Source organism: Aneurinibacillus tyrosinisolvens (assembly GCF_001015055.1).
Lineage (GTDB): Bacteria > Bacillota > Bacilli > Aneurinibacillales > Aneurinibacillaceae > Aneurinibacillus_A > Aneurinibacillus_A tyrosinisolvens.
The window spans coordinates 90317-103578 of the sequence record NZ_BBWZ01000006.1 but is presented as its reverse complement, the minus strand read 5'-3'; the positions used below and the strand labels follow the sequence as shown (position 1 = coordinate 103578).

Here is a 13262-nt window from a genome sequence, read left to right as displayed (position 1 = left end):
TTAATTGAAGGAAGTGCATCGACATGAGAAATGCTGCGAAATACGCGGGGGACTTCGTTAAAGGTATTTTTTATGCGGCCTATTCTTTTGCAGCTGTCTTAGTCTTAGTGATTCAGGAGTTGTCAAATTTATAAAATGGATAACATGACTACAAGAGCATAGCCATCATTATCTTCTGTGGATAGATAATGATGGCTATATTATTTTTCTACTATATTTAAAGGGACCCAAACTCTCTCTGTTTACCGCGCCATTGCCCATACGGAAAGAGATATACATGTACCCGGGTTAATGTAGCGATGCGGGGTTGTACTGGAAAAATAAATATTGTCTCCTTCATAAAGGTGAATGACACGCCCATTCAGCATGACCTGTAACTCTCCCCGCATCACAATCCCCGCTTCCTCGCCCGGTTCACCGGCGCGTTTCCAAGCCATTTTTTTTGAAATTGACTGAAGGATTTCCAGCAGTTGATAGGCCATTTCTGTATTAAAGACGTTTCGTGTTTCCGGGCGATCGAGAACCACGTCCGCAATATGACCTTCGACCTCGGTTTGCCTGAGATGTACAAATTGCATGCCAAATCGCTCCTTTTTCTAAAGTAGTTATTGAAATTTCAAAGACGTCCCATAAAAGCAAGGGACGTCTTTGCTAAGTATTGTTTCCATTATTAATAGTCAATTACTTTGTGTTTTTCCACACAACATTCCCGTCTTCGATAAATGTTTGTGTTCCACGCTGGTTTGAAAATTCGTTAAGCCGGTTTGCAATTTTCAAACTTTCTTCCTTATTTATTTCTATAGCTTCGCCTACATCATTTAATACAGCAGGCTGGATTTTCACATGTTCTACTTTGAGTTTCCCCTCAGAAGGCGTCAATTTAATATCAATGATGCTGCTTTGCCGGTTCTCAGGCAGACTTGGCGGAAAATGAGGCAAAGTAATGGAAGAAAGATCGAGCCCTACATGTGTATATTCATAGTGAGAAATGTAGTTGCCCAGGCTGTAGAGAACTGGAACTTCTTTATCTTGCCCTTTATGATTCTTTACTGCGAATGACTCCATACCATATGGAGCGTGTGCATGGTGTCCAATAATAATATCCACACCTGCATCTGCCGCACGTTGCGCAACTAATGGTTGATATTCTGCGATTAATCCTTGATATGGTGTACACCATTGAGGCGGGACACCCCAATGTATGGCCAATATAACAAAATCTGATTGTTCGTTGGCTTGTTTAATTGTCTTTTCCAGTAATAACATGTCCTCTTCGACCGGTTCGGTTTTTATCCATGGCGGTGTTCCTGGCTGTTCATACTCGACGCTTGGTTCAATATCGTAGTATGTCTTTACTCTTAACCCGGCAATACCCGGGCGATTGTTCGATGCCTGAAATCCCGGAGGTAAGGTTGAAGACCAGGAGAGAAACGCAATTTTATAATCATCAACATCTAGGTAAACAGGTTGTATTGCTTCATCAATATTTCTACCGGCACCTGCAAACTTTACTCCAATCCTATTTAACTCTTCAAAAGTTTGGGAGAGTCCCTCAGGACCCCAATCCATCGTGTGGTTGTTCGCGAATGAAACGACAGTCGGGTTTACTTGTTTTAACCATTCTCCTGCTTCAATTGGCTGTTGTAAGCGAATTTGCTTATCTGCAGCAGCACCCGGCTCAGCCACAAAAGGGGACTCCAGATTACCTATACGAACATGTGCAGCATCCCATACAGTCCGCAATAAATTTTCTCCTGGTTTTTGCGTCAGTGTAATATCACCTACAGCAGCAAGATGGATTGCCAATGTCATACATTCTCCCTCCAGTTAATTAAGATTAGGAACTGATTTTTATGACTATTTTCCCGAAATGTTTTCTTTGATCCAGCGCATCTTGTGCCTCAGCTATTTCAGTTATATCGTATACATGGTGGATCTGTGGATTTAATTGTCCTCTCCACACTTGATTGGTCACCTGTAAAAAGTCTTCCCAATTCCCCAGGGGCGCCCCTAGTATTTTTCGATGCCATTGATAGATTTCACGTATACTTAAATCTGGCGAATCACCAGCAGTGGCGCCTGATAGAACAAGTTTCCCTCCCATTTGAAGGCACCTTAAGCTATGTCTGATGGTGGGAGCACCGACAGAATCAAAGGCAGCGTGAACACCTTCCCCCTTCGTCCACTCCATGATTTCCGCCTCCCAATCGCCGTGAGAATCAAATGCGGCAACAGCCCCCATATTAAGTGCTTTTTGTCGCTTTTCATGACTTCCGGCTGTAACAAGCACCTCAGCACCAGTAGCCACAGCAATTTCAAGCTGCGCTGAACCAAGTCCACCCGATGCTCCCACCACAAGAATGCGATCAGAAGGCTTAATTTGGGCTACCGTTATGACTCCTCTCCATGCTGTTGTATATACAGCTGGAATGGCAGCTGCAACTTCAGAAGAAATATGGTCAGGTATAGCAATAATATTTCTGGCCGGCGCTGCAACATATTCGGCCAATCCGCCCCAGCAATGTTCACCTAATATATGATAATCAGGGCACATGCTTGGTTCGCCTTGCCTGCACCAGCGGCATTCACCGCAGCCGATGGCTGGATTGATAAGTACACGTTCGCCACTATCTATGTGTTTCTTTTGACCAGGAATAGATGGACCATAATAAACAACACGGCCGGCCACATCAACGCCTGATACATGCGGTAATGTTATTTTAGGAACACCTGGTCCTTTTAACCCTTCTCTTGCAAAAATATCAAGGTGGTTTAAGGCAGTCGTCTCAACCTTAATTAAAACCTCCCCAGGTCCAGGAACTGGCACCGGAACTTCTTCGATTTGTAATACTTCCGGACCGCCATGTTCTCTAATAACAACGGCCCGCATTGTTTTAGGTAGACTTTGGGATAATTCCGAATTATCAGCTGTTAGAACGTCGTTCCCGCTTTTATCATTCATAGGCTTTCTTCTACTCCTTCGAAAAAATTGTTTTTAGCAGCTATTAAAATTAATTCATCCAACAACTTTAGGATTGGTCATTTTTTATCCGTTTTACGCTCGGAACCTGTCCTTTGCAGCCAGTGACCTGTTCACAAACAGCGGCAACCTGGTAGATAATGCTTTCCGTAAATGGTTTGCCAACGATTTGCATGCTAAGAGGCAGCCCCGAACGGCTTATTCCAGTAGGCAATGCCAATGCCGGTAAACCGGTAACATTGAATGGCGCTGTAAGCTGAGTCAGTGCTTCAATTACCGGAATGTCCAATTCCGGGCTCTCGTCATGCCGGGGTGCAGAGCTAAGCGTAGTTGGAAGAACAAGGACGTCTATATTCTGCATTGCAAGGTTGACTTCCCTGCAGAAGCGTGCCCTGAACCGCTGGGCGCGGAGATAGTCTACAGCTGGTATGAGGCTGCCAATTTCCAGCCTGTCACGAATGAGCGGATGGTATTGGCCGCCTTGTTCTGCTAGCAGTTCATCGTGTGCAGCACTCGCTTCAGGAAGCATCACCCCCATGAGAACTTTTGCGGTGTCCTTGAGGATTGGAATTTTCACCTCACGAATAATAGATGCACCTTGATCTTTAAGATATTGGGTGAGTTTCATAATGGCAGATTGTACTTCGTCCGTTACGTCGCTGCCTATCTGTAACACACCGATCCGCAAGCCAGCTACACTCGGAGACGACAGCAGGTCCGATTCAAATTGAAAATCACTGATAGCGCTAAGCAGCGCTGCATTGTCGTACACACTCCGTGTCATGGGTCCGACATGGTCAAGACTCCATGCTAATGGAATGACCCCGTCACAGCTAACCAAATTGTACGTTGGCTTCAATCCTACTAATCCGCAATAAGACGACGGAATCCGGATGCTCCCGCCTGTATCGGTGCCAAGAGAACCAAAAGCGAGTCCCGCCGCGACGGAAGCAGCCGAGCCGCTGCTCGAACCATTCACGGTATGTTCCAGGTTCCACGGATTGTTCGTAATACCAATGGAAGGGTGCGTTTCAGCATAGGCAAACTCCATCATATTGGCCTTCCCTAAAAGAATAGCCCCTGCCTCCTTGAGCCGCGTTACGACCTGCGCATCCCGCACTGGAACATACTCATTCATAATTGGAGAACCCGCCTTCGTCGGAATGCCGGCGATTACAATGTTGTCCTTCAGATTAATAGGTACGCCGTGCAGCGGCCCTCGGTCCTGACCTTTCATCATCTCTTGTTCTGCTATATGGGCCTGTTCCAACGCTAGTTCGGCAGTAATCGTAGCGTATGCGTTAAGCTTTCCGTTTTCACGTTCAATTTCCTCAACCAGTACATGGGTCACTTCAACTGGAAAGGTCTCACGCTTTCGATACAGTTCGGCTAGGGACTGAATTGTAAGTTGAGTCATATTCATTTAGATGCGTCCCCCTTGCTGAAGTTGATAGGATTGAACAGGGTTACCGGCTCCTCAAGAATGTCGATGGGTTTCAGTTGTTGGTACATTTGCATTGTCTGATTGATTTGGGGCGTAAGGTACGCAATCCTTTGAGGGTCTAAATTTAACCCTATTAGCGCAGTTAAATTTGCAATCAGGCTTTCATCAGCTTTTTTCACTCGAATTTCCTCCTAAACCGTTTTATCGATACAGCTTCCATAGACCAAAACATCTTATAGCCAATAACTTATAAGGGAGGTCTTCTAAATCCACCTGTTTCTCTTTCATAAACGTCAGCCACTCGATAGATTGCTGCTTCATCGTCATAACGTGCTATCATTTGAATCCCAACAGGCAGGTTACTATCTGTTGTATTTCCCGCTGAAATCGTTAATGCCGGATGACCGGATATGTTAAATGGGATGGTTCTAAGAGAGGCGTCAATATCCCCTTCTTCAAATGTTGGATCGTTCTTGGTTGCCGGATAAGGCAATGTTGGGCAAACCAGAATATTAACTTCCTTGAAACTCCGTTAACGGTTTCTATAAATTCCCGCCTTTTTTCCAGCGCCTCCAAATAACTCATCGCTGAAATATTAAATCCCTCTTTTACATTGGTGTATGTTCCGGGGGCATAATCATCAGCCCGGTGTGGATGCCATTCCTTGTGATAAAATGATGCTTCGGCCAATACGAGCGTAAGACCAGCACGACCGATAGATTCGATACCGGGTATTTCAACCTCTATAATTTCCGCACCTAAAGAACGCAATTGCTCGATTGCATTGTTTACGAGTGATAGAACCTCCCGATCAAGAGGCAAATCCATAAGCTTTTTAATGACACCAATTTTGGTTCCTTTTATAGAGCCTGTAAAAATAGAGTCAAAGTTGAGAGGATCCGTAGAAATAGCTTCCAGCACCGCTGCATTATCACGGACCGTTCTTGTTAAAGGGCCAACGTGATCAAGTGAATGGGAAAGTGGAAAAACACCTTTACGGCTCACCTTTTCATGGGTTGGCTTTAACCCGACGATTCCACAAAAGGTGGCCGGTCCCCGGATGGAGCCCCCAGTGTCAGTTCCTATAGAGGCAAAACCGATTCCTGCAGCTACTGATGCACCTGAGCCTGTACTTGACCCTCCAGCTGTACGTTGAATATCCCAGGGGTTGTTGCATTGTCCGTAATCCGGATGCACCGAGCCATAAGCGAATTCTAACATGTTGTTTTTTCCAAATAACACTGCACCGGATTTTCGTAAAGCGGTATAGATATCAGCATCATAGTCCGGCACAAAATCTTGCATAATTCGGGAGCCCAGAGACGTCCGAATTCCCTTTGTCATGAAAATATCCTTTACGGATACAGGAATCCCGGTTAATTTCCCTGTGTCCTCTCCCTGTAAGAAGAGGGCTTCTGCCTGTTTTGCCTGTTCTATTGCTTGATCGGAAAGCACTGTAATAAAAGCGTTTAGTTTAGGCTCAACATCGTTGAGCCTTTCGAGGGTGGCTTTCGTGACTTCAACTGGGGAAATTTCCTTTTTGCGATATAGCGAACCGATCTGCTCAATGGAAGAAAATAATAAATCATTCGTCATTCTGTTATTCTCCTCATTCTACCCCTATCAGAAAGGATATTAATTTTTACAACATAATTGCGCCTGTGTTATTTTGAGACTTACTTTTCTTAAAAAATTTCAATAGAGATTGGGGTTATGTACTTTTTGTTTTCCTTTATAAATCTTTTAAGCAACTTTTGTGCCAATCCAAATCAGATCTTTTTTCTGATTGTTGTGTAATTATTACTCTTATTAGGGTCTGTTAGGTTTAAAATAATAAACCTAATGAGAAGGTAAAGAGAGTCAAAAAAGAGGGGATAAAAAAGAAGGAAAAGATGCCGCCTTGCAAAAAAACGGCTCCCACAACCAGGGAGCCGTTTTTTCTACTTCTCGCAAAGAATTGAAAGAAATTAAGAGGATGCCTGTTCAACTCTATTTTTCTGATATAAATCATGCAAAATTTCCAGGTTTGAAAGCGACATCTCTCTCTTACCTTCCTCAACCTCTCTAATCATCAACAGAACGGATTCTGTCAGTGGCAATTTAATCCCCGCAGCCTCACCCACTTCAATCACAGGCGTTAAATGATAGGGAACTTCTGTCTTTCTCTTACGTACAGCCAGATCCCGCCAAATACCCGTTTTCGTCTTGGTATAAGTGCGAAGCCTCTGGATTAGCGTATCAACTTGCAAATTAATTTTCTCCAAATCACGCGTTTCGATAGGATAGACCAGGGAAGGTTCCCAGTCGTCAAATCCCATCGGCCTAATTTGAAGATAATCCGCTACGGCCAGGACCTCCGCAGCCAGGTCCATCAGCATCTTACGGTTGCGTTCCGGTTCCAGTACATCTGCAATGGTTTCATCGGTTAAGGCAGTAGCAGTCAAAATCGCCCCGTAGGCTAGTTTTCCCCATAAGTATCCCCAGATGTTATCCGTTGCTTTCGCTGTCCCCAATGCAGAAAGGCAAGCTACAAGGTTTTGGACCCGTGCAGAGATAGTGCCATCCAGCTCCCCGATATACACACTGCCAACTCCGCCATATTGAACAAGCCCGGGTTCCAGATAGTCGGCAAATAGATTAATGAAGCACCCGACCGTTCGATCCTTTCCAATCAGATTAGCGATTTCCTGCTCGCATAGCCCGTTTTGAAACGAAACGACAGTGGCGTCAGGAGTTAAAAGATGTTTAAACGAATTCACTGCGCCGCCTGTATGCTGTGCCTTCACACAAAGAAACACAGTTTCTAACGGTTCGCCAAGTTCAAGAAGCTCTTCGAGGGTCATTGCTTTCACTGGAATCGTAAAGCTATTCTCATTTCCTTTAATCGTCAGTCCGTATTCTTTCATTTTTAACACATGGTTCTGCGCGGTATCTACGAATGTAATGTCCTCTCCGGCTTTGGCTAAGCAGGCACCTACCACTCCGCCGATGGCTCCGGCACCGATGATGGTGATTTTCATTGCTGTTTCCCCCTCTCCCTTTCTTCGTTCTACAACTCCATATTAATAGGCCATGTTGTAAACACCAGGCAGTTCAAGGCTGACTCCCAGAGTGGCTGCCGCTTCTTTCGCCCAGTAAGGATTACGAAGCATGCCTTTCCCTATACAAACCATGTCCGCTTGTTCATTTCGTATAACGGCTTCGGCTACATACGGATTCTCCAATTTCCCCACGCTAATGATCGGAACCTCAAGTTCCTTCCTGTAAGCAGCAGCATACCTGGCCTGGTAAGCGGGATATACCTCCGGACGATAGGAGGAGTCGCCTCCAGTACTCACATCGAAGACATCAACCCCCGCCTCCTTAAACAGATGGGACATGGACAGCATCTCCTCGAAGGTGTAACCTCCTTCCAGGTACTCCACAGCAGACACACGGAATATAAGGGGCATCCCCGATGGCATCGCCTGTTTGACTGTCCGAATGACGTCAAGTGCAAATTTCGTCCGGTTCCCGTATTCATCTTCCCGTTTATTGCTTGCAGGTGACATGAATTGATGGATAAGATAGCCGTGCGCCCCGTGCAATTCAATCGTATCAAAGCCCGCTTCAATCGCTCGCTCGGCTCCCCTTCCAAACTGTTCCACAATCCCTTCTATTTCTGCCTTCGTTAAAACACGGGGAACAGGGCTCTCCTTGGAGAAAGGAATCGCAGAGGGGGCGACAATGTCCCCGCCCGCAATCGTTGATTTTCTCCCTGCATGTGAAATTTGCATTCCGATTTTTGAACCGTAGCGATGACACTCTTCAATGATGAGTTTGAACCCGTCTACCTGAGCATCATTATAGATACCCAGGCAGCCCTCAGTAATGCGTCCACGCGCTTCCACATCGGTCATTTCAGTTAAAATCAGCCCTGTGCCTCCCATGGCGCGTGATACATAGTGAATCAAATGCCAATTCTCGACCATTCCCTTCTTATTGGAAGCTTGATACTGGCACATAGGTGACATGATGACACGGTTTTTGATCTCTAGATTACAAAGCTTGATAGGATCAAATAAACTTGGCATGAAAACAACTCCATTACCTTATTTTAGTCAGCTAATTTATTCAGTAACTCGGTCGAAACCTGGCTTCCTTGCAATAAAGCATGGTTGACACGATTGACTCTGCGGACCAAAAGTGTTTTGTATTGATAGAATGCATCGCTTCCCACTTCCACTTCAGCGAGTTGATCAATTTCCGCAAGAGCGGGAATCGGCGCCTGCTTTAGTGCAAGGTCGTGTTCATAAATGCTGCCCCGAATATAGTTAAGCGGAATCAGGATACGGGATAAGTCCATTAATCCTTGATTCACCAGGGATACCTGTTCTTCGGTTAGGATTTTATTATGGATGGATGCATATATTTCTGTCACCAGATTCTCCAACGCTGTTATGCGATCCACGGATTTGGCCAAATCTAAGCGTTCGCCCGCCTTCTCCTGATAAGCGATTAAATGGCCTTTCAACTCTTGCACTGCAGAGAGCTGATTGACTGGCAGAATCGGGTTAGAGCAAGCTTCATACACAGTTCCCACGTAGATTTTGCAGTCACGAACCAAATTGTCAGGATCCAGTTTATCGATCGTATCTTCCGTAGTATGCCACCACCAGCCAAACCCGCCGGCACGTCCTCCCCCAAAGAGCATGGCAAATGCCTGTGCAGCAGGATCAGTGGAAGGCTGCTGTTCGGATAACCCCATAAATAAAGATGGCGTTCCTGTGCCTAAGAAGGACTGATCTCCTGCACGTCCAAAGCGTGAACCGATAAATTCCTGATCAGCAATTGCAGCAACCGGACCGGCAGCCAAATCTTTCGTTTCTGCCATACTGTTTGCTTCGCTCAGGATGGTAGCACCTTTCCCGCCAACGGAATCAACGTTAATATGTAATACGCAATTCTCATAAAGTTCTTCCCAATAAGTATCACAGTACCAGGCTGATCCTGCATATCGTCCATGGGAATGCCCAGACCAGAAGGCAAGTCTCAGTGTTCTTCGCAGTTTATCCCGGTTTTCAGAGAGGATCCGCGCTACTTCCATCATGGTTGCGTCGGCTGAACCGTTATCCATGGCTCCATAATGCCATGAGTCAATATGTCCGCTAAACATGACGAACTTATCCGGTTCCACCGTACCGGGAATCTCTGCAATCAACGTCGGAATCTTGCGCCAGCCAGTATCAACTTCCGTCTTCATCCATACGCTCAACTTCGCGCCGCCTTTAACGTCCGCCTTAATCCCTTCCCCATCCGCATGATTCACAGAAGCAACCGGGATTTTCGGCAATAACTGTTGCGTCTCGGGAGTCGGGCTTCCCCATACAGGGGAGACAATCATTTCATGTGTATAGGCCGCATTGATGAAGAGAGCCGCGATCGCTCCGAACTGTTGCGCCAGCTTGACTGCACCAGGTACGGCCAATCCATCAATCAATACAATTTTCCCTTGGACATCCGCTTGCTGGTAATCCTGCGGCAGGCCTTTTCCTACATAGACAAGTTCACCTTGCAATCCTCCCTCCTGAGTAGGCTGGGCCATGGAGTGGGTGATACATTTAAACTCTTTGTCGTCTACGCGGAGGCTTGCCTCGCCTGGCAAGCTGATGTAAGCATCGCATTCTAACAGCTGAGTCGATAAGCCGAATCCTTCCAGCGTATCCTTCACGTACTGAAATGCACGGTATTCTTCATGTGTCCCCGATAAACGAACCTCTTTCGATACTTCCTCGGTGTATTCCATTAAATTCTTCTCGCTTACTTCTTCCACTAATAGTTGCTGCACTGCGTCCAGCTGTTTTTGAGTCATGATTACATTCCTCCTATCATTCATATAAACTATTTAGAATAGATGTTTGTTTCAGAAAATTTTGTAGAAAAAGATATTTATCATATCACTATCTTAATACATACTTTTTTGCAATTTCAATTACTTTTTTTATAAAAAATAAAATTTTACGTATTAATTTTTAAAATTAATGCAAATTTAATAGTTCACTTTTGTTTTTACAAAATAAGTAAAAGGAGAACTTTATGTTCTCCTGGATGTAAACAAAAGCTACCTGATTTTTCCTAAATCGACGAGGACCTGACATGTGGTTTTAATCCCTTGAAAAAAACAAACTACATCCATGTTCTCATTCGGAGCATGGTTGTTTTCATCGGCATTAGCGTAAGGAACAAGAACGGACGGAATACCGAGGGTCTGTGTAAAAACATAGTCCGGAAATGTGGCACCAGAAGCAAGCATCACAATTGGCTCTTGATTGTAGGCTGTTTTCACAGAAGCAATAACCCTCTGAACCGTATCCAGCGATAGAGATGTTCGAGAAGGTTTCACCTTACCCAGGCAGCGAATCCTCACATCGGGAGCATGCATTTCCACGTGTTGTTTTACCAGCGTATAAATGTCGTCAGGATTCTGATCTGCAGCAAGCCGAATGTCTAATTTCACCTTCGCCTTACTCGGAATAATCGTTTTAACTCCTTCCCCCCCATAACCGCTGGTTAGTCCGCTGATGTTAAATGTTGGCTCAAGGGAGAGCTTACGGTAATAGGTGGAACCATCCATGGCCAATGTTTTTAAACCGAATGCCCTAGCCGTTTCTACTGAATCATAAGGAAGCTTTGTGATTTGCTTTAGCTCCTTAGCAGTCGGTTGTCTCACCTGGTCATAAAACCCACTAATTTTAACCATTCCATCCGGCGCACACATCGAATGAAGTAAATGAATCAATTTCCAGGCCGGATTCGGAACAATTCCCCCCTTGTTCCCGGAATGATTATCACGTTCGGCCCCTTCAGCCGTCAACTCCAGATAAAGCATTCCCCTGCAGCCCAGCATAACGATAGGCGCTCCACTTGAATCAAGCGGACCATCAGAGGTATATACGAGGTCAGCTTTAAGCAATTCCCTGTACTTTAAAACAAAAGGTTCGAAATTCTTACTTGTATTTTCTTCCTCGCCGTCAAATACCATCTTGACATTAACAGGCAACTCTCCGTAAAGATCCAGCATCGTTTTGACAGCCAACACCTGCGCCATTAACTGTCCTTTATTGTCGCCTGCTCCTCGCGCAAAGATTTTCCCCTCCCGAATTTCCGGTTCGAAGGGTGGACTGAGCCATTCATCAACAGGTTCGGCAGGTTGAACATCATAATGACCGTAAATCAAAAGTGTGAAATCGCTGTTCGAAGAATACACCTCTCCAAAGACGATGGGGTGTCCTTCGGTATCAATAACTTGGGCATTGATACCGGACTGGCACATCAACTCTTTTAGAAGAGTTGCGCATTCCCTTACACCAATATCTTCTGAACTAATGCTCGGTTGTCTTAAAAGCTGAAATAGCATCTCGATGTATTCATCCTGCTTCTTGCTAATCTGCTGTTCGATCGGTTCCCTTTTCACGGTCACTCACGCCTCTTTTGTTTTATAGCGGAGGCCTTCGGTAGCCTCCGGTAGCCTGCTGGTAAGCATCTGCTACTCTATAAACCGTTTCCTCTTCATAGTAGCGTCCTATCAACTGCAGTCCAACGGGTAAATTTAAGGAAGCTGTGTTCCCTGCAGAGACACTAAGTGCTGGATGTCCAGTAATATTAAATGGGATGGTTCGCTTGGAGATATCTATATTTCCATCTTCAAAGGACGGATCCTTTTCGGTCGCCGGATATGGAGCTGTAGGACAAATGAGTATATCTACCTTCTCAAAGGCCTCATTTACGACATTTGTGAATTGACGACGTGCTTCCAATGCTTGTAAATAACTTACAGCATCAATCTTAAGGCCCTCTCGCAGATTCCCATATGTCCCCGGAGCGTAATCCTCAGCTCGACCCGGTACCCATTCTCTATGGTGGTAGGAAGCCTCCGCGAGTATAATGGGCATCCCCGCTTCCTCCGCAGTTAAAATCCCAGGGATGTCTACCTCGGTTATATCCGCTCCTAACTCTTGCAGCTGGACAACGGCAGACTCAAACAATGATCTTACTTCGGGATGAAGTGTGTCATCAATAAACTCACGGATGACACCAATATTAACTCCATGAATATCCCCTGTAAAAGTATGTGTAAAATCGCAAGGACGGGTGGCAATTTCCTGCAGTACATAAGCATTATCCCTGACCGTACGAGTGAGGGGACCAATGTGATCGAGGGAATCGGATAGAGGAAAAAGCCCATATGAATTTACTGTTTCATAGCTTGGTTTCATTCCAACTACACCACAGAAGGCAGCCGGTATACGTATGGATCCCCCGGTATCTGTACCGATAGAAGCGAATCCAATTCCCGCCCCCACCGATGCTGCCGAACCTGTGCTCGAGCCACCTGACGTTCTCTTTGTATCCCAAGGGTTGTTGCATTGGCCATAGTCGGAATGAACCGAACCGTAAGCGAATTCAAGCATATTATTTTTTCCGAACACTACAGCACCGGCATTTCTTAACGCTGTATAAACGTGAGAATTGTGATCCGGAACATGATTAGCCAGAATGCGAGAAGCTAACGACGTACGGGTACCCTTCGTCATAAAGATATCTTTGATTGAGATAGGGATCCCCGTTAACCTGCCAGCTTGCTCCCCTCTCAAAAAGACAGCTTCTGCCCGTTTGGCTTCTTCAATCGCCTCGTCATGCAGGACGGTAATAAAGGCATTCAATTTCGGCTCAAGGCTATAGAGTCGATTCAGTGTAGCCTCGGTTACCTCTACGGGAGACACTTCCTTCTTCCGATACAGATTACCGACTTCTTCAATAGATTGAAACAGGATTTGCTCTATCACTTTCATTTACTCA

The 13262-nt window shown here is 45.4% G+C and carries 12 protein-coding genes; all 12 read right to left on the bottom strand.

All coding sequences use genetic code 11. From position 1 onward, the window contains the following. Positions 1 to 242 precede the first annotated feature (242 nt). Positions 243 to 578, bottom strand: coding sequence for a cupin domain-containing protein (locus tag MBEAL2_RS07865; protein WP_052947564.1), 336 nt, complete (start codon positions 576 to 578; stop codon positions 243 to 245). A 103-nt stretch (positions 579 to 681) separates the two neighbouring features. Next, positions 682 to 1812 carry a CapA family protein gene (locus MBEAL2_RS29030; RefSeq protein ID WP_052947563.1) on the bottom strand — a complete coding sequence of 377 codons (1131 nt, stop codon included), beginning with the start codon at positions 1810 to 1812 and terminating at the stop codon, positions 682 to 684. A gap of 25 nt (positions 1813 to 1837) precedes the next feature. Further along, positions 1838 to 2962 carry a zinc-binding dehydrogenase gene (locus MBEAL2_RS07855; protein ID WP_052947562.1) on the bottom strand — a complete coding sequence of 375 codons (1125 nt, stop codon included), beginning with the start codon at positions 2960 to 2962 and terminating at the stop codon, positions 1838 to 1840. Between the two features lie 67 nt (positions 2963 to 3029). Continuing rightward, complete coding sequence (locus MBEAL2_RS07850) at positions 3030 to 4403, bottom strand: amidase (RefSeq protein ID WP_052947561.1); 1374 nt, start codon at positions 4401 to 4403, stop codon at positions 3030 to 3032. Next, entirely contained in the window at positions 4400 to 4603 is a 204-nt protein-coding gene (locus MBEAL2_RS07845) for a hypothetical protein (protein ID WP_047151769.1), read from the bottom strand. The genes MBEAL2_RS07850 and MBEAL2_RS07845 overlap by 4 nt, the downstream gene beginning before the upstream one ends. A 68-nt stretch (positions 4604 to 4671) precedes the next feature. Next, complete coding sequence (locus MBEAL2_RS33925) at positions 4672 to 4917, bottom strand: amidase family protein (protein WP_161798188.1); 246 nt, start codon at positions 4915 to 4917, stop codon at positions 4672 to 4674. Beyond that, positions 4815 to 6020, bottom strand: a complete 1206-nt coding sequence (locus MBEAL2_RS07840) for an amidase (protein ID WP_052947560.1) — start codon at positions 6018 to 6020, stop codon at positions 4815 to 4817. Before MBEAL2_RS07840 ends, MBEAL2_RS33925 begins: the two co-directional genes overlap by 103 nt. Before the next feature lie 371 nt (positions 6021 to 6391). Then, positions 6392 to 7444 (bottom strand): ketopantoate reductase family protein, encoded by a 1053-nt coding sequence (locus MBEAL2_RS07835; RefSeq protein WP_047151768.1) that lies wholly within the window; start codon positions 7442 to 7444, stop codon positions 6392 to 6394. Positions 7445 to 7486: 42 nt separating this feature from the next. Further along, on the bottom strand, positions 7487 to 8497 hold the full coding sequence (locus MBEAL2_RS07830) for an oxidoreductase (protein ID WP_047151767.1): 1011 nt from the start codon (positions 8495 to 8497) through the stop codon (positions 7487 to 7489). 23 nt (positions 8498 to 8520) lie between these two features. Then, a complete protein-coding gene (locus MBEAL2_RS07825; RefSeq protein ID WP_047151766.1) occupies positions 8521 to 10275 on the bottom strand; it encodes a M28 family peptidase in 1755 nt (584 codons plus the stop codon). Between the two features lie 249 nt (positions 10276 to 10524). Continuing rightward, positions 10525 to 11883 carry a M20/M25/M40 family metallo-hydrolase gene (locus MBEAL2_RS07820; protein WP_236692718.1) on the bottom strand — a complete coding sequence of 453 codons (1359 nt, stop codon included), beginning with the start codon at positions 11881 to 11883 and terminating at the stop codon, positions 10525 to 10527. Between the two features lie 16 nt (positions 11884 to 11899). Next, the gene (locus tag MBEAL2_RS07815) at positions 11900 to 13255 is read right to left on the bottom strand and encodes an Asp-tRNA(Asn)/Glu-tRNA(Gln) amidotransferase GatCAB subunit A (RefSeq protein ID WP_047151765.1); all 1356 of its coding nucleotides are present in this window, start codon (positions 13253 to 13255) and stop codon (positions 11900 to 11902) included. Between the last annotated feature and the right edge of the window lie 7 nt (positions 13256 to 13262).